At 70.3% G+C, this 17,046-nt stretch carries 16 protein-coding genes, 2 pseudogenes and 1 riboswitch; of the genes and pseudogenes, 10 read left to right on the top strand and 8 right to left on the bottom strand.

The genetic code is table 11. The annotated features are described in order from the left end of the window. Both HOV77_RS13110 and HOV77_RS13105 read right to left on the bottom strand, forming a co-directional pair. Positions 1–1,337 (bottom strand): leucyl aminopeptidase family protein (locus HOV77_RS13110; RefSeq protein ID WP_290861835.1); only part of this gene is annotated, 1,337 nt, incomplete at its 3' end. Between the two features lie 136 nt (positions 1,338–1,473). Next, positions 1,474–1,641, bottom strand: coding sequence for a DUF3117 domain-containing protein (locus tag HOV77_RS13105; protein WP_084556858.1), 168 nt, complete (start codon positions 1,639–1,641; stop codon positions 1,474–1,476). 203 nt (positions 1,642–1,844) lie between these two features. Here HOV77_RS13105 and HOV77_RS13100 point away from each other — a divergent pair, with 203 nt between their 5' ends. From HOV77_RS13100 to HOV77_RS13090, 3 genes and pseudogenes are all read left to right on the top strand, one after another. After that, positions 1,845–2,642, top strand: a complete 798-nt coding sequence (locus HOV77_RS13100) for a PaaX family transcriptional regulator C-terminal domain-containing protein (RefSeq protein ID WP_290861832.1) — start codon at positions 1,845–1,847, stop codon at positions 2,640–2,642. Then, positions 2,639–3,433, top strand: a complete 795-nt coding sequence (locus HOV77_RS13095; RefSeq protein ID WP_290861830.1) for an enoyl-CoA hydratase-related protein — start codon at positions 2,639–2,641, stop codon at positions 3,431–3,433. Before HOV77_RS13100 ends, HOV77_RS13095 begins: the two co-directional genes overlap by 4 nt. Positions 3,434–3,435: 2 nt before the next feature. Then, positions 3,436–3,636, top strand: a pseudogene (locus tag HOV77_RS13090) (hypothetical protein); the annotation flags it as partial. Positions 3,637–3,749: 113 nt separating this feature from the next. Here HOV77_RS13090 and HOV77_RS13085 read toward each other — a convergent pair. Both HOV77_RS13085 and HOV77_RS13080 read right to left on the bottom strand, forming a co-directional pair. Beyond that, positions 3,750–4,319 (bottom strand): DUF1003 domain-containing protein, encoded by a 570-nt coding sequence (locus HOV77_RS13085; RefSeq protein ID WP_290861829.1) that lies wholly within the window; start codon positions 4,317–4,319, stop codon positions 3,750–3,752. Beyond that, entirely contained in the window at positions 4,312–5,544 is a 1,233-nt protein-coding gene (locus HOV77_RS13080; RefSeq protein WP_290861827.1) for a CBS domain-containing protein, read from the bottom strand. Before HOV77_RS13080 ends, HOV77_RS13085 begins: the two co-directional genes overlap by 8 nt. Before the next feature lie 106 nt (positions 5,545–5,650). On the opposite strand from HOV77_RS13080, the gene HOV77_RS13075 reads away from it, so the two are divergent. Beyond that, positions 5,651–7,351: an ATP-binding cassette domain-containing protein gene (locus HOV77_RS13075; RefSeq protein ID WP_290861825.1), complete on the top strand. Its 1,701-nt coding sequence runs from the start codon at positions 5,651–5,653 to the stop codon at positions 7,349–7,351. An 85-nt stretch (positions 7,352–7,436) separates the two neighbouring features. Here the strand turns inward: HOV77_RS13075 and HOV77_RS13070 are convergent, their stop codons facing one another. Continuing rightward, positions 7,437–8,744, bottom strand: coding sequence for a glycoside hydrolase family 18 protein (locus HOV77_RS13070; RefSeq protein WP_290861823.1), 1,308 nt, complete (start codon positions 8,742–8,744; stop codon positions 7,437–7,439). Between the two features lie 136 nt (positions 8,745–8,880). Then, positions 8,881–8,989, top strand: a riboswitch (TPP riboswitch). On the opposite strand from HOV77_RS13070, the pseudogene HOV77_RS13065 reads away from it, so the two are divergent. The 6 genes and pseudogenes from HOV77_RS13065 to thiC all read left to right on the top strand — a co-directional run. Next, positions 8,982–9,578: pseudogene (locus HOV77_RS13065) on the top strand (thiamine phosphate synthase); the annotation flags it as partial. (Overlaps the previous riboswitch by 8 nt.) An 80-nt stretch (positions 9,579–9,658) precedes the next feature. Further along, complete coding sequence (gene thiO, locus HOV77_RS13060) at positions 9,659–10,633, top strand: glycine oxidase ThiO (RefSeq protein ID WP_290861818.1); 975 nt, start codon at positions 9,659–9,661, stop codon at positions 10,631–10,633. Next, on the top strand, positions 10,630–10,821 hold the full coding sequence (thiS, locus tag HOV77_RS13055) for a sulfur carrier protein ThiS (RefSeq protein ID WP_290861816.1): 192 nt from the start codon (positions 10,630–10,632) through the stop codon (positions 10,819–10,821). Before thiO ends, thiS begins: the two co-directional genes overlap by 4 nt. A 2-nt stretch (positions 10,822–10,823) precedes the next feature. Continuing rightward, complete coding sequence (locus HOV77_RS13050) at positions 10,824–11,618, top strand: thiazole synthase (protein ID WP_290861814.1); 795 nt, start codon at positions 10,824–10,826, stop codon at positions 11,616–11,618. A gap of 59 nt (positions 11,619–11,677) precedes the next feature. Next, positions 11,678–12,469 (top strand): bifunctional hydroxymethylpyrimidine kinase/phosphomethylpyrimidine kinase, encoded by a 792-nt coding sequence (gene thiD, locus HOV77_RS13045; RefSeq protein ID WP_290861841.1) that lies wholly within the window; start codon positions 11,678–11,680, stop codon positions 12,467–12,469. Between the two features lie 54 nt (positions 12,470–12,523). Beyond that, complete coding sequence (gene thiC / locus HOV77_RS13040) at positions 12,524–14,065, top strand: phosphomethylpyrimidine synthase ThiC (RefSeq protein WP_290861812.1); 1,542 nt, start codon at positions 12,524–12,526, stop codon at positions 14,063–14,065. On the opposite strand, the gene HOV77_RS13035 is transcribed toward thiC, so the two are convergent. The 3 genes from HOV77_RS13035 to HOV77_RS13025 all read right to left on the bottom strand — a co-directional run bounded on the left by HOV77_RS13035 (position 14,062) and on the right by HOV77_RS13025 (position 17,030). Then, positions 14,062–14,574, bottom strand: a complete 513-nt coding sequence (locus HOV77_RS13035; protein ID WP_290861810.1) for a DinB family protein — start codon at positions 14,572–14,574, stop codon at positions 14,062–14,064. The two genes, thiC and HOV77_RS13035, sit on opposite strands and share 4 nt — an antisense overlap. A 222-nt stretch (positions 14,575–14,796) precedes the next feature. Next, the gene (locus HOV77_RS13030; protein ID WP_290861808.1) at positions 14,797–15,864 is read right to left on the bottom strand and encodes a hypothetical protein; all 1,068 of its coding nucleotides are present in this window, start codon (positions 15,862–15,864) and stop codon (positions 14,797–14,799) included. A gap of 50 nt (positions 15,865–15,914) precedes the next feature. Further along, the gene (locus HOV77_RS13025) at positions 15,915–17,030 is read right to left on the bottom strand and encodes a uroporphyrinogen-III synthase (RefSeq protein WP_290861805.1); all 1,116 of its coding nucleotides are present in this window, start codon (positions 17,028–17,030) and stop codon (positions 15,915–15,917) included. Positions 17,031–17,046: the final 16 nt, after the last annotated feature.

Here is a 17,046-nt window from a genome sequence, read left to right as displayed (position 1 = left end):
TCGTCGGTCCACGACGGCGACGACATGTCGATGTGGGCCCAACGGTCGCGCTGCTTGCCCGCGAACTCCCGGAGGAAGAGCCCGGCCGTGATCGTCCCGGCCCCGCCGTCGCTGTGGTTGTAGAGGTCGGCGATCTCGCTGGTGACCATGGAGACGTAGTCGCCGGGCAGGGGCAGCCGCCAAAGACCCTCCCCGGCTCGGGCGGCCGCGGCGAGCAGCGCGTCGGCCAGGTCGTCGTCGTCGGCCATGAGAGCGCCGATCCGGCGGCCGAGGGCCACCCGGTTGGCGCCGGTCAGCGTCGCCACGTCGATGAGGAAGTCGGGGGAATACTGCTCGACGGCGTATGCCATGGCGTCGGCGAGGACGATGCGCCCTTCGGCGTCGGTGCTGCGCACCTCGGTGGTCAGCCCGCCGTAGTGCTCGATCACGTCGCCGGGACGCCAGGCGGTTCCGGAGATCATGTTCTCCGCCAACGGCGTCAGCGCCGTCACGCGTACCGGCAGCTGAAGATCGGCCGCCGCGAGCACCGCGCCGACGACGGCGGCCGCCCCGCCCATGTCCTTGCGCATGAGCAGCATGGCCTCGGCCGGTTTGATGTCGATGCCGCCGGTGTCGAACGTGATGCCCTTGCCCACGAGGACGATGTGCCTGGTCGCGTCGGAAGGCGCGTAGTCGAGCTGGAGCATTCGCGGACCCCGCGTCGACCCGCCGCCGACCGCGAGGATGCCGTTGAAGCCCTCGTTCCGCAGCCGGTCGACGTCCCAGACCTCGACACCCACCCCGGCGCGGGTCGCCGCCGCGTTGACCTGGTCGACGAACCAGGCCGGGTCCTTCGTCGACGACGGCGTGTTGGTCAGCGTCCGGGCGAACGACGTGCGCTCGACGACGGACCGGCCCTGTTCCAGCGCCTCGGCGGCGGCGATCGGGTCGGGGACGAGGAGGGTCACATCGGTCAGTGGCGATCGCTTCGCCGGATTGGCGTGGTACGCGGCCAGCCCGGCACCCTCCACGAAACCCCTGGTAGCGGCGTTGTGATCGACCGCAGAAGTCAGGTCGACTGTGATCGACGTCGCTTTGCCTGCCGACCGCACGATCGCCGCTCCCGCCGCTCGCCAGCCCGCCTCGTCGCCGGGACCGACCCCGGCGAAGAAAACGGTCGAAGGCCTCGACAAGGGACGAACGAGCTTCTCGATCCGGCCCGCTTCACCGGTGTGCCCGGTCTGCGTCAGGAACGCTTCGGCCTCCGGAATGTCCCAGCGGCCGCCGGCCGACGGAGCGGGGACAGCGACGACCGTCGCTTCGGAGGGGGGCGTCTCGGCGAGCCGGAAGTCGACCATGACGCCCACCCTAGTCGAGAACGCGAACGCGCCGCCGCATCGGTCGGCCAACCGTCGCAGCAGCGCGTTCTGTGTTCAGTTGTCGAGTCGATCCGCCGGTGGGCCACGCCCTCAAGGCACGCTGTGAAGCGGCGCCTCAGCCCACGGCCTCCTTCAGGGCCTCGCCGAGGCGGGTGGCCTCGTCTGGGGTCATTTCGACCACCAGGCGACCGCCGCCTTCCAGCGGCACCCGCATGACGATGCCCCGGCCCTCTTTGGTGACCTCAAGCGGACCGTCGCCCGTCCGCGGCTTCATCGCCGCCATGTTTGTCTCCCCTCAGACTTCCCACCAGGGGCAGCGGGTCTCCCCGCCGCGCGTCAGCCATCCAGGAACGCACCGGATGGGTGGACCGGTGCATGGTCCCGACCAATGATTTTCCCTGATCGCTGCCACGAAGCCCAAACCGGGCCGCCATCGATGTGACAATTGCTAGCTAAAACGGCCACAAAGTGTAACAATTTGCGGCTATGCAGGCCCGGTCGGCGCTCTTCGATCTGTACGGCGACCACCTCCGATCCCGGGGTGGTCGCGCGCCGGTCGCCGCCCTGGTCCGGCTGCTGGCTCCGGTCGGCATCGCCGCTCCCGCGGTGCGTACCGCGGTCTCCCGTATGGTGCGCCAAGGCTGGCTCGCCGCGACACGCACCCCCGCCGGTCCCGGGTATCAGCTGACCGCGCGGGCCGAACGCCGCCTCGACGCGGCGGCCGCGCGAATCTACCGCACCACCCGAGCCGGCTGGGACGGCCGGTTCGACCTGATCACGCTCACCCTCCCGGCCGAGCGGCGGCCGCGCGAACGCCTCCTCTCCGCACTGTCCTTCCTCGGGTACGCCCGCCTCAGCGACGGGGCCTGGGTGGCCGCCCGCCCGTCCCCCGAGATCGAGCCGTTGCTGCAGGACTCCGACGTGGCGTACGAACGGTTCTCCTCGAGCCACCACGGCGGGGTGCCCGGCGCGATGGCGCTCGTCCGGCGGGCGTGGGACCTGACCGAGATCGCCGCCGAGTACGAGAAGTTCGTCGAAGATCTGCGCCCGATCGTCACCGCCGTCAGCGCGCGGACCCCGGACGAGCAGGCGTACGCCGCCCGGTTCCAGCTGGTCCACGCCTGGCGCGGCTTCCTGTTCTCCGATCCGCAGCTGCCCCTCGCCCTCCTGCCCGACGGCTGGGCCGGTACGGCGGCGGCCGCCTTCTTCGACCGCCACGCGGCCCGGCTGCGCCCGGCGGCCGACCGCTTCGTGACCACCTGCCTGAGTGATGGGAGACCTTGATGGATCCGCTGCTCGTAGACCGCTCCGGCGGCGTCGTGACGCTGACGATGAACCGGCCCGATGCGATGAACGCGCTGGACGTGCCGCTGAAGGAAGCGTTGCGGGACACCCTCGGCGGGCTTTCCACCGATCCCTCGGTACGCGCGGTCGTGCTGACCGGCGCGGGAACCCGGGCGTTCTGCGTCGGCCAGGATCTGCGAGAGCATGTCGGCTTCCTCGAGAGCGGTAGCGACACCCCACTGCGGACGGTCAGCGAGCACTACAACCCGATCGCGCTCACGCTCGCCACCCTGCCGGTGCCGGTGATCGCCGCAGTACGCGGGGCGGCCGCCGGTGCGGGGGCGTCGTTGGCCCTGCTCTCGGACTTCCGGATCGGTGGGCCGTCGACCAGCCTGCTGATGGCCTTCGCCAAGGTGGGCCTCGCCGGTGACACCGGGGCGTCCTGGATCCTGCCGCGCCTGGTCGGCCACGCCAAAGCCGTCGAGCTGCTGATGCTCGCCGAGCCGGTACGCGCCCAGGCCGCCCTCGACCTCGGGCTGCTGACCCGGCTGGTCGACGACGACGAGGCCGTTCTCCCGGCCGCCCAGGAGCTGGCCGCCCGGCTGGCCGAGGGGCCGACTCGGGCGTACGCCGCGATCAAGCGCGAACTGGTCGAAGGCGCGGCCGGATCGCTCGCCGAAGCGCTGGCGGTGGAGGCCGAGGCCCAGGCCGACTGCGGGTCCACCCATGATCATCGGGAGGGCACCTTCGCCTTCGTCGAGAAGCGGCCGCCTGCCTATAGTGGGGCGTGAGCAAGAAGTCCTGGCTGGTGAATGTTGCCCTCCCGATCGAGGCCGACTCGCCTGCGGAGGCGGTCGGCGAGTACTGGCGATACGTTGCCGAACTCGGCTCCGCCGAGCTGCCGGCCTACGTCTCGCCGGTCGGTGACGAGCTCGCGATGATCCCCTTCGTCGGCGGCGAGGTCACCAACCTCGACCCGGAAGAGGACGACTGACGCTCTGGACTGGTCTGCCACCACGTGCGATCATCGATGTGAGGTAGCACGTCAGCCGCGCGCCATGCCCCTTGCGGCGCGCGGCTTTTTCCTGCTCACCCCTAGTGTTGGCGCTACGAGCGGTCGGTGTCCCACTCGTCGTCGAAGCCTTCGTGGCGGGCCGTCGCCCGCAGCTCCTTCTGATGATGCTTGCGTTCCAGCTGGGACCGGCGATGCGCCGCCTCGTCCAGCTCCTCGGCCAGCCGGGACAGCTCCGAGCGCAGGAAGTCGCGCGTCGCCACCTCGCCGAGCGCGATCCGGAGCGCCGCGATCTCCCGGGCCAGGTACTCCGTGTCGGCCTTCTGCGCCGCCGCCCGCTGCCGATCCTGCTCCAGCGACACCCGGTCGCGGTCGGCCTGGCGGTTCTGTGCGAGCAGGATGAGCGGAGCGGCGTACGAGGCTTGCAGGGAGAGGATCAGGGTCAGGAAGGTGAAGGTGTAGGGGTCGAATCGCAGGCTCGCCGGCGCGAGCGTGTTCCACCCGATCCACAGCAAGATGACCAGCGTCATCCACACCAGGAACTGCGCGGTCCCCATGAACCGGGCGATCGCTTCCGACCAGCGGCCGAACGCCTCGGGGTCGAACCGCGGCATGTGCACCCGGCCGGGTTCGCGCGGTTGGTCCAGCCGCCGCCGCTCAGCCATGACGTTCCCGCCAGTCCTCCGGCAGGAGGTGGTCGAGCAGGTCGTCGACGGTGACCGCGCCGAGCAGGCGGTCGCTCGCGTCCACGACCGGCATCGCGACTAGGTTGTAGGTCGCCATCCGCCGGGTGATGTCGGGCAGCGTCGTCTCCGGTTCCAGCGGATCGATGTCGTTGTCGACGATCCGGCCCAGCATCGACGCCGGTGGCTCACGCAGCAGCCGCTGGAAGTGCACCATCCCCAGGTAGCGGCCGGTCGGCGTGGCCATCGGCGCCCGGGCCACGAAGACCTGCGCGGCGACGGCCGGGGAGACCTGCGGCTCGCGTACGCGGGCCAGGGCCTCCGCCACAGTGGCGTCCGGGGTCAGGATGACCGGCTCGGAGGTCATCACCGAACCGGCGGTGCCCTCGGCGTACAACATGAGGGCTCGCACCGACGCCGACTCGTCGGGCTCCATGAGGTCCAGCAGCACCTGCTGCTCCACCTGCGGCAGCTCGGCGAGCAGGTCGGCGGCGTCGTCGGGGTCCATCTCCTCCAGGACGTCGGCCGCGCGCTCCCGGTCGAGCGAGGCGATGATCTCGACCTGGTCCTGTTCGGGCAGCTCGGCGATGACGTCGGCGAGCCGCTCGTCGTCCAGCGCCTTGGCGACTTCGTTCCGCCGCGGATCGGGCATCTCCTGCAAGGCGTGCGCCAAGTCGGCCGGGCGCATCTTCTCGAGCACTGCCAGCAGCGACTCCGTGCCCTGCTCGGCGGCCGGAGTCAGCAGCCCCTGCGCCTCGTCCCACTCGACCTGGTGCACCTGCCCCCGGCGGCTCAGCCGCCCGGTCACCTCGCGTACGGCGACCCGGCTCAGCTTCCACTCGCCGGTGCGATCCGGTTCCATCGCGACGTCGACGACGGTGGCCGGCTGACCCCGGTCGACGATGGTCACCCGGCGGTCCAGCAGCTCCTCAAGAACCAGCATCTCGCCTGGGCGCTTCTCGAATCGGCGCAGGTTCAGGGTGCCGGTGTTGAGCAGGACGCTCTCGTTGTCGATCGAGGTCACCCGCCCGATGGGCAGGAAGATGCGCCGCCGCATGGGCATCTCGGCGACGATGCCGACGACCCGGGGCGGCTTGGAGGTGACCCGGGCCACCGCGTCGCGTACCCGACCCACCTGGTCGCCGTTCGGGTCGAAGACGGCGAGGCCGGCGAGCCGGGCGACGTAAACCCTGGTCGTCGTGGCCACGTGCACAGCCTAATCGGACTCCGGGCGCGTCACGCACAAGATCCCCGCGGCCGCCCGCGCGAAATGCGTATGCGACGAGGGCACTGATCAGGCAGTATTGCCCGCCGTGGGATACGTGGATGTGGCCGGAGTCGCACATACGCTGCCGGACGGGCGGGTGCTGTTCGCCGACGTCTCGTTCCGGGTCGGCGAGGGAGCCAAGGTGGCGCTCGTCGGGCCGAACGGCGCGGGCAAGACGACGCTGCTGCGGATGGTGGCCGGCGACCTGCCGGTGAAGACCGGTGTGATCAGCCGGTTCGGCGGGCTGGGCATCATGCGCCAGTTCATCGGCATGCTCGGTCACGGACGGGCCGCCGGTGGCGCGCTCGGCGAGGACACGGTCCTGGCCGAACTGGCGCTGTCGCTCGCTCCGCCGCTCGTCCGCGAGGCCGGCGAACGCCTGGCGAAGGCCGAACGGGAACTGGCCGCAGCCGAGGCGCGGGGACGCTTCAGCAAGTCGGCCGAGCAGGCCCAACTCCGGTACGCCGAGGCCCTGACCGCCTGGGGCGAGTCCGGCGGCTACGAGTTCGAGGTGCTCACCGACACGGTCAGCACGCTCGTGCTGGACCTTCCCTGGGATCGCACGCGCGACCGGCCGGTGCGTACGCTCAGCGGCGGCCAGCAGAAGCGCTTCGCCCTCGAGCTGCTGCTCCGGGGCCCGGAGGAAGTGCTGCTGCTCGACGAGCCGGACAACTTCCTCGACGTACCGGCCAAGCGGTGGCTGGAGAAGCGGCTGCGCGAGTCGGAGAAGTCCGTGCTGTACGTGTCGCACGACCGGGAGCTGCTGAATCAGACCGCCGACCGGGTGGTGGCCGTGGAGGGCGACACCGCCTGGGTGCATCCCGGCGGCTTCGCGAGCTGGCACGACGCCCGGTACGCCCGGCACGAGAAGATGGAGGAGGACCGCCGTCGCTGGGACGAGGAGCACGAGAAGCTCCGCCAGCTGATGCTGATGTACAAGCAGAAGGCGGCGTACAACTCCGACATGGCCTCGCGTTACCAGTCGGCCATGACCAGGCTGCGCAAGTTCGAGGAGGCCGGCGCGCCACCGCTGCCGCCGAAGGACCAGGAGATCAAGATGCGGCTCTCCGGTGGCCGCACCGGCAAGCGCGCGGTCATCTGTGAGCAGCTGGAGCTGGAGAACCTGACCTTCCCGTTCGACCTGGAACTCTGGTACGGCGATCGGCTCGCCGTGCTCGGGGCGAACGGCACCGGCAAGTCCCACTTCTTGCGGCTGCTCGCCCGGGGTGGCACCGAGGGCGTGACTTCCAGTGTGGACGGCGGTACGCACGCCCCGGTGGCCCACGGGGGAACGGCCCGGCTCGGGGCGCGTGTCCTACCCGGACACTTCTCGCAGACGCACGATCGGCCGGAGCTCTTCGGGCGTACCCTTGTGGAGATCTTGTGGCGTGGCGACGATCATCGCCAGGGCATGGACCGGCACGCGGCGATGCGGGCCTTGGACCGATACGAGTTGGCCAAGCAGGGTGACCAGAACTTCGGCACGCTGTCCGGCGGGCAGCAGGCGCGGTTCCTGGTGCTGCTGCTTGAGCTGTCCGGGGCGACGCTGCTGCTGCTCGACGAGCCGACCGACAACCTAGACCTCGCCAGCGCCGAGGCGTTGCAGGAGGGGCTGGCGAAGTTCGAGGGGACGGTCATCGCGGTGACGCACGACCGCTGGTTCGCGAAGTCGTTCGATCGGTTCGTCGTCTTCCAGGGCGACAACGAGGTCGTCGAGACGCCCGAGCCCGTCTGGGACGTCCGCTGACCCCACGCTGGATGCACATATCCCGGGATGACGTGGCCTTCCCGCGACGCAAGGCCACGTCATCCCGGGATAAAGCGCCGAGATCTCAGGCGAGGCCGGTGGAGATCGCGCTGGTCAGCTCACCCCCGGCGGTGTCGCCGTCGAGCGACCACACCATCGTCCCGCCCAGCCCGTTCGCCTTGACGTACGCCGTCTTCTGCGCGATCGAGCGAGGGTCGTCGTAGGACCAGAACGTGCTGCCGCTGAGCTTCCAGACCGCGCCCGCGACCGGGTCGTAGAAGGTCGGGCCGGACTTGGCGATGACCTTCTTGTAGTCGTCGATTCCGTCTTCATACGTGCCCCGGGCCGGTCCGGTCGAAGTCTGGTAGAGGCCGTTGTTGGTGCTTGCGACGCCGGCCCAACCTCGTCCGTAGTAGGGGATGCCGAGGACGAGCTTGTTCGCGGGCGCTCCCTGAGCGCGATAGTGCTGCAGAGCCTGGTCGGCCGAGTATCGCTGGGGTGCCGGGTCGGCGGCGGGAGAGTAGAGCTGGCCCTGGTGGTTGGTGACGGGCTCGTACGCCCCATGCAGGTCGTAGCCCTGGACGGTGGCGAAGTCGAGGTAGCCGAAGACGGCGGGGTCGATGCCCGCGTCGATCTTCGCCGGGTCGGCCGGGAGGAAGGCAGTCAGCGAGAAGGTCCGCCCGACCTGCGTCCCGTACGCGGTCAGCTGCGTACGGAACTCGGCGAGCAGGGCGAGGAAGTTGGCCTTGTCCTCCGGGCGTACGACGTTGCCGGTGTTGCCGTCCGACGCCGGCCACTCCCAGTCGATGTCGAAACCGTCGAAGACTCCGTACGCCGAGGCCGGTCCGCCCTGGGTGGAGGTCCCGATCAACGGCAGGTTGCCTTTGAGGAACATGTCGATGCAGCTGGCCACCATGGCCTGGCGCGACGACGGGGTGAGCGCGGCGTCGGAGAGGTACTTCGACCATGACCAGCCGCCGATCGACAGCTGCACCTTCAGGCCCGGGTGGAGCGCCTTCAATTTGCGTAACTGGTTGAAGTTCCCGGCCAACGGCGTGTTGTACGCGTCGCCCACCCCGTCGACCGACTCGGACGCCTTGAACCGCTTCTGATAGTCGGCCCAAGCGTCGCCGACCCCCGCCTCGTTGGCCTCGAAGCACTTGCCGTCGGCGCCGACGTTGGCGAAGGCGTAATTGATGTGGGTGAGTTTGTCGGCCATGCCGGAGGTGTGGACGTTCTTCACCGTGAAGTTGCGGCGGTAGATACCCCACTGCGTGAAGTAGCCCACCTTGACGTAGGACGCGGCGAGCGCCGGGTCCGATGTAGAAGCTGCGGCTGGACTGGCGACACCGGTGAGGGAAGCGGCTAAGACGAGGGCGAGTACGGCGCGCACGAACACCTCCAGGGATGACGAAGTGAGCCGAAGGTATATTCGAAAGGTTTGTTAACCAATAGACGAAGAGATGAGTATCGTGTCGTGGTCGTGACGTGAGCCTTGCGTTTCGCGACGAAGCGTGGTTAGTCTGCGCGAGACAACCCACGGGAGTCCGGTGCACCGGGCTGAGAGGGGGCTGGGTAGCCCCGACCGTAGAACCTGATCCGGATCATGCCGGCGCAGGGAGGAGTGCGGATGCGGGTTCCCCGTCTACATGTGGTGACCGACTCGGTCGATGTCGCGCGGGCTGCGTTGGCCGGTGGCGCGCCCCTGATCCAGGTACGCGTCGAGGACTCGGTCAGCGACCGAGCTCTCTACGACCTCGCGAGCCGGATCGCGCCGATGTGCGCGGAGCGCGGCGCGATCTGCGTCGTGAACGACCGGCCGCACATCGCGGTCGCACTGCGTACGGCGGCTGTCCATGTCGGAGCCGACGACCTTCCGGTGCATGCGACGCGTACGGTGCTCGGCGGGAGCGGGCTGATCGGGGCCAGCGCCCGGACGCCCGAACGCGCTCGGCAGGTCATCGCCGAAGGCGCGGACTACCTCGGTTGCGGCCAGGTCAATCCCAGCTTCACCAAAGACGTCGCCACCAACGTCATCGGCCTCGCCGGGCTGGTCGCGGTCGTGGGCGCGGCTGCGGGCGTACCGGTGATCGCGATCGGCGGGCTCACCCTGGCCGACGTGCCCGCGGTGCTCGCTGCGGGTGCGTACGGGATCGCGGTGATCGGGGCCGTCCGCGACGCCGCCGATCCCGCCGCCGCGACCGCCGCCCTCCTCGCGGCCGTCACGCAAGATCCGCACCAGATCACGGATACGCAGGCTAAAACCGCGCAGGATGACATGCGTAACCGTGATCTGCAGGAGAAGTCATGAGGGTTGCGGTGGTGGGCGCGGGGCCGATCGGACTCGCCTGCGCCTGGCGGCTCGCGCAACGCGATCACGCCGTCACGCTCCACGACGACGGCGCGCCGGGCGCTTGGCACGCGGCCGCCGGCATGCTCGCCCCGGTCGCCGAGGCCGCGTTCGGCGAGCACCGCCTGACCGATCTGCTGGTCGCCTCGGTCCGCGCCTGGCCGGCCTTCGCCGCCCAGCTCGGCGACGTCGGCTTCGCCCGCTCCGGCTCGCTTCTGGTCGGCGTCACCCCCGCCGACCAGGCCGAGATCGCTCGCTATCGGTCCTATCAGGAGAGTCTCGGGTTGCCGGTCGAGGCGCTCTCCGCGGATCAGTTGCGGCAGCGCGAGCCCCTTCTCCAGCCAGGGGTACACGCAGGGGCGTACACGGAGATCGATGCTCAGGTGGACCCCCGGCGGTTGGTCGAGCGCCTGCGAGAGGCCTGTGCGAAAGCCGGGGTCGCGGTTGCCGGAGCCGTCCACGGTCTGTCTGATGTGGATGCCGACGTCGTCGTGGTCGCGGCCGGATCGGGCACCGCCGCCCTCACCGGCCTGCCGATCCACCCCGTACGCGGGGAGATCGTCCGGCTGCGGGGCGGCCCGAAGCTGGCTCACCTGATCCGGGGCTACGTCCATGGCAGGCACGTCTACCTCGTGCCCCGGCCGAACGGGGAGATCGTCGTCGGAGCGACCTCGTCGGAGGAGTCCGATCCCCGGCCGACCGCCGGTGGCGTGCATGAACTGCTCAGCGACGCGATCGCCCTAGTGCCCGGCGTACGCGAGGCGGAGTTCGCCGAGGTCTCGGTGGGATTCCGCCCGGCGACCCCGGACAACCTGCCGATCGTCGATCGCGTACGCCGAGGGCTGGTGGTCGCAGCCGGGCATTACCGGAACGGGATCGCGTTGACACCGTGGACGGCCGACCGGGTCGTGAACCTGGTGGAGGCGCAGTGATCACCGTCAACGGAATCGAACAAGAGCTAGTCGGCAGCGTCGCCGAGCTGGTCGCGGCGGTCACGCGGGAGCAACGGGGAGTGGCCGTCGCGATCAACGGCGAAGTCGTGCCGCGTGGCGAGTGGGGCACGTGCCCGCTCGCCGACGGCGACACGGTGGAGATCCTCACCGCCGCACAGGGAGGCTGACCATGGACACTGCGCTCCAGGTCGGCACCGATGCCGATCCGTTGATCCTCGACGGCGGCGAGTACGCCAGCCGCCTCATCCTCGGCACCGGCGGCGCGACCAGCCTCGACGCGCTCGAACGGGCGATCAGGGCCAGCGGAGCCGAGATCGTGACCGTCGCACTCCGCCGCGTCGGTACGCATACCCAGGGTCTGGTCGCCTTGCTCGACCGGCTCGGGCTGCGCATCCTGCCGAACACGGCGGGCTGCTACACCGCGGCTGACGCGGTGCGTACGGCGCGGATGGCGCGCGAGGCGTTCGGCACGAACTGGATCAAGCTGGAAGTCATCGGCGACGAGCGCACGCTCCTGCCGGACGCGGTCGAACTCCTCGCCGCGACCCGGACGCTGGTCGACGACGGCTACGCCGTCTTCGCGTACACCGGGGACGATCCGATTCTGGCCCGGCGGCTCGCCGACTCCGGTGTCACCGCGGTGATGCCGGCCGGTTCGCCCATCGGCTCCGGGCTCGGCATCGGCAATCCGTACCACATCGAACTGATCCGCGAGTTCATCGACGTCCCGGTGGTGCTGGACGCGGGGATCGGCACCGCCAGCGACGCGGCGCTCGCGCTGGAACTCGGCTGCGACGCGGTCCTGGTGGCCAGCGCGATCACCCGGGCCGCCGATCCGGCCGCGATGGCGGCGGCGATGCGTCACGCGGTGCTCGGCGGCCGGCTCGCCGCCCGGGCCGGGCGCATCCCCCGTCGCCGGGAAGCCCGGCGCTCGACTGCGAATATCGGTATAGCCGAATGGTGACTCACTCGTTGTCCGACGCCGGATCTTCCGCGCAGGCGACCGTTAGGGGCATGCAGACCATGCAGACCCCACCAGTCGCGCTGACCGTGGCCGGTTCCGACCCGGGCGGGGGCGCGGGAATCCAGGCCGACTTGAAGGTCTTCGCCGCCCACGGCTGCTACGGCACGAGCGTCATCACGGCGCTGACCGCGCAGAACACGCTCGGCGTCCACGATCTCTACCTCGTTCCGAGTCCGGTGGTGGGTACGCAGCTCGCCGCCGTCCTCGACGACATGCCGGTGGCGGCGGCCAAGGTCGGCATGCTCGCCTCGGCTCAGGCGGCGGCCGAAGTCGCGGCACGGGCTCGCAACGGTGCGTTCCCGCATCTCGTCATCGATCCCGTGCTGCGTGCCTCGACCGGCCGGAGTCTGGGCGTACGCGCGGCGATCGAACGTCTTCTCCCGTACGCCACGGTGCTCACCCCGAATCGGGAGGAGGCTTCCGCGCTGGTCGGCTGGGAGGTCACCACCCCGGCCGACATGGCGGGCGCGGCTTCGCAGCTAGCGTCGGGGCGGGGCGACGTCACCATCGTGATCACGGGCGGCGACCTGCCCGGCGACGACTCGGTCGACGTCGTGTGGACCCAGCACGGCGCGAAGTCGCTGCGGGCCCGTCGCGTACCCACGCCCAACAACCACGGCACCGGATGCACCTTCTCCGCCGCGATCACCGCGCTGCTGGCCCAGGGCGCCGAGGTGGAAAACGCGATCCGGCTCGCCAAGGAGTACGTCGCCCGTGCGCTCACCGGCGCGGTCGACTGGCGGCTCGGCGCCGGAGCCGGTCCGCTGGACCACTTCGAATGGCGGCGCTGACCGCCGCTCGGCGGGCGGTCGGCGTCGGCGTCCACATGAGAATGGAGGCTTCTTGTGGCCGCAGAAACCCGAAATCTCGCAGTATCACGGGAAAAAGTGTATGAAGGGGCGCTGGCGGTGCCCTTCACCGAACTCGTGCTCACCGACGGAGAGACCATCCGGCTCTACGACACGTCGGGGCCCAGCCACGCTGCGCGTACAAGCTGGATCGAAGAACGACGGCGGAGCGGGCAGCCGACCACCCAGCTGGCCTGCGCCCGAGCCGGGATCGTGACCCCGGAGATGGAGTTCGTCGCGGTACGCGAGGGCGTGCCGGTCGAGCTCGTGGCGCGCGAGGTGGCCGCGGGACGCGCGGTGATCCCGGCGAACGTCAACCACCCGGAGCTGGAGCCGATGATCATCGGCTCGGCCTTCCTCGTGAAGGTCAACGCGAACATCGGCACCTCGGCGGTCACCTTCGACCTCGCCGAGGAGGTCGAGAAGATGCGCTGGGCCACGAAATGGGGCGCGGACACGGTCATGGACCTGTCGACCGGGCCGCGCATCCACGAGACGCGCGAGGCGATCCTGCGTGAATCGCCCGTGCCGATCGGCACCGTCCCGATCTATCAGGCGCTGGAGAAGGTGAAGGGTGATCCCACCCTGTTGACCTGGGACATCTTCCGAGACACCGTACTTGAGCAGGCCGAACAGGGCGTCGACTACATGACCGTGCACGCCGGAGTGCTGCTGCCGCACGTGCCGCTCGCCGCCGATCGAGTGACCGGGATCGTCTCGCGTGGCGGTTCTTTGATGGCGGCCTGGTGCCTGGCCCATCACGAGGAGAACTTCCTCTACACGCATTTCGCCGAGCTGTGCGAGATCTTCGCGGCGTTCGACATCACGTTCTCGCTCGGCGACGGGCTCCGGCCCGGCAGCATAGCCGACGCCAACGATGCCGCTCAACTGGCCGAACTCCGTACGCTGGGCGAACTGACCACCGTCGCCTGGGAGCACGGCGTACAGGTGATGGTCGAAGGACCCGGGCACGTCCCGATGCACAAGATCAAGGAGAACGTCGACCTGCAGCAGGAGTGGTGCCACTCCGCCCCGTTCTACACCCTCGGTCCACTCACGACGGACATCGCTCCGGCGTACGACCACATCACGAGCGCCATCGGGGCCGCCATGATCGCCATGTACGGCACCGCGATGCTCTGCTACGTCACGCCCAAGGAACACCTCGGGCTGCCCGACCGGGACGACGTCAAGGCCGGGGTGATCGCGTACAAGATCGCCGCGCACGCGGCCGACCTCGCCAAGGGCCACCCGGGCGCGCAGGCCCGGGACGACGCGCTGTCCAAGGCCCGCTTCGAATTCCGGTGGGAGGACCAGTTCGAGCTATCCCTCGACCCGGACACCGCCCGGGCGTACCACGACGAGGAGCTGCCCGCGCCCGCGGCGAAGACCGCGCACTTCTGCTCGATGTGCGGGCCCAAGTTCTGCTCGATGCGGATCAGCGCCGACCTTCGCGAGTACGCGCGCCAAGGCATGCAGGCGAAGTCGGAAGAATTCGCGGCGTCGGGCGGCAAGGTCTACCTCCCGGTCGTGTCCTAGTCGCCGGTCGCCCCGTCGACGCATTCGCGGAGGAGGTCGGCGTGGCCGTTGTGGCGGGCGTACTCCTCGATCATGTGCAGGTAGACCCAGCGCAGGTCGAAGGTGTTGCCGCGGCGGTCGACGAAGGTCTCGTCGAGCGACCGCCCGGTCACCGTCACCCGGGCCGCCTCGACCTCCTCCCGGAACGCCCGGAAGTCGGCGGCCGGATCAGACGTCGCCGACCCGTTGAAGTCGAAGTCGGGGTCCTCCTCGGTGCAGAACAGGTCGCCGAGGGCGGCCCCGTCGAACTGCCGCCGGAACCACCAGCGCTCGACCTCGGCCATGTGGCGTACCAGACCGAGCAAGCTCAGCGTCGAGGGTGGCACCGACTGCTGCCGAAGCTGGTCGTCGGTGAGGTCGGCGCACTTCATGATCAGGGTGTCGCGATGAAAATCGAGCCAGGCGTCGAGCTGCGTACGCTCCTCGCCGTGCCGGGGAGCGTTGGTACGGTTCACAAGGGGTGCTGTCACCCCGGAGACGCTACCGTCCGCCCGCCACCCGTTTTCCGCTCGCGCCCTCGCCCCTGGGCCGCTTTTGGGTGCCTTTTGGGCGCCTTTTGGGCGGCCTTTGGACGGCCTTTGGGCGCTGGATCAGGGTTCTCGGTCGAATCTTGGAGCAAGATTCGACCCGGAACCCTGATCCGGTGCTGACCTCAGCCGAGCGGTGCTGACCTCAGCCGAGCGGCGCTGTTCTCAGCCGAGGGGGCGAGGCACGAAGCCGCCGCGCTCGCTCGACGAAGACGCCGAAGCGTTAGTCGCCGCCGACGGCTCGCCGAGGCCGCTGACCCAGCTCTCGACAGCGTCGTTCGTCGGCCGAGGGCGTGACCGCGCCGGGGCCGGCCGGGCTTTCGACTCACGCCGTGGCGGCAACTTGTCCGTCTCGGTACGCACTGCGCTATCCGGCGCACTCGTCGGCGCGGGCACGGCGAGCGCCTCAGTACCGAGAGTCGAGGAGGTGGCGTCGTCCGGCTGCCGCCGCGGCGGGATCGCGACGATGGCCGAGGCGACGAGGCCGGTCAGGACCGCGCCCAGCGCCGCAACCCACGGGAGTTTCTGGAAGTCCGACGAGCCCGGCCCGGCGATGGCGTACGCCAGGGCCACGGTCGCCGGACCGGCCGCGCCACTGAGAGCGACCGCGAGCCGGTGGTGGCCGCGCAGCCGGGCGGTCACCGCCACGATCACGCCGAGGACGGCGGCGATCGCGGGCAACCCGAACAGCTGCGCGTCGTCGACCGCGGCGGGGGAGAGCCCGAGCCCGGCCAGCCCGCCGAGCCGCGGCGGAGCGTCGGCCGACTTGGCCACCCCACCGGCGATGAGACCCCACACGACCAGGGCGTACGCCCCGGCACTCCAGGCGAGCGACCGCGCGCTGAGGATGGCGAACGCGAAGACGAGCCCGGCGGCGGCCCCGATGGTCAGCGCCAGCCCGGCTTGCAACGCCGGATCGCCGTTCGGGAGTTGCGCGTGCCGAGCCGGGAAGAGGGCGATCGCCGTGCCGGCCGCGCCACCGATGCCAGCCGCGACGGCGGCGCTGACGCGTACGCCGAGCCCCGCGGAATGGGCTCCGATGGCGGTTCCCGCCGCGACCGCGATCACGGCGAACCAGGCGAGGAAGGCGGTCTGCGCCAGCCATACGTTGTCGTCGGCGTACGCACCGTCGAGGCGCAGCACGTCCAGGACGGTGGCGACGCCGACCTGTCCCGCTCCCATGATCGCCGCGAAAACGAACGCGGACGTTATCGCACGGCCCCAGGTCTTCACGCGCCAGACGTTAGAGCTCCTAGGCCGCTCACGCCAGTGGGACGAGCAAATCATTCCACCGGCAGGCGATAGCCGCGTTTGACGACGGTCTGCACGAATCCCGGTCCGCCCAGTCCGGCGCGCAACCGGGCGACAGCCATCTCGACGGCGTGTTCGTCCGCGCCACGTGGCAGCGACGGCAACAACGATGCTCGCGACAGCACCCGGCCGGGCCGGGTCGCCAGCGCGCGCAGGACCGCCATCGGCGCCGGGGCGAGCGGCTTGAGCTGCCCGTCCACCACTGCGGCGTGCCCGCGCAGAGTCAGCTCGTGCCCGGCGACGTGCAGGTTCACCGCCCGCTTGGGCAGCTCGTCGGCGAGCGAGCGGACCAATGCGCCGAGCCGGGCGCGGCTGGGCGTGACGACGGGAATGCCCAGGTTTGTCAATGGAGCCGCCGTCACCGGGCCGACGCAGGCGGCCACGACGTCCGATCGCAACGCCGCCACGCATTCGGCCCGAGCCGGGCCGGCCGCGTCCAGCAACGCCTGTACTGCGGGGGCAGACGTGAACGTGACGGCGTCGATGAGCCGGCCGTGCACGAGATCGACCAGGCGCTGCAACGGCGCTGGATCGTGCGGCGGCGCCCAGCGATAGACCGGCACTTCGATGACGTCGGCCCCGGCCGACCGCAGCGCCGCGCAGAAGTCCGGCTGTTGATCGCCGTGCAGCTGAACCGCGACGACTTCGCCGTGTACGCCCCGCGCCAGCAGGTGGAAGAGCACTTCGTCGCAGCTTTCCGACTCCGGCGACCACTGGTCGAAGAGCCCGGCCGCGCGGGCGGCCCCGCGTGCCTTCGGCCCCCGGGCGACCAGGTACGCGTTGCCGAGCACCTGCCGGAGAGCATCGCCGAGCCCCCAGCCCTCGGCGGCCTCCAGCCACCCGCGCATCCCGATGCCGGTGTTGGCCACCACGATGTCCGGCGGGGTCGCGAGGCACCGCCGGGTGGCCTCGCGCAGCTCGACGTCGTCCGGGAGCGGCACGATGCGGAGCGCGGGTGCGATGACCACCCGCGCGCCACGTCGTTCCAAGAGCGCCGCCAGCTCGTCCCGCCGCCGGTCGGCGGTCACGCCGATGGTGAAGCCGGCGAGCTCACCCTCCGTCTGAGTACCAGCGGCAACGGCGGTCATGCGATCACCGACCTGC

Source organism: Hamadaea sp., assembly GCF_013362815.1.
Lineage (GTDB): Bacteria > Actinomycetota > Actinomycetes > Mycobacteriales > Micromonosporaceae > Hamadaea.
This window is presented reverse-complemented; position numbering and strand designations above follow the sequence as displayed.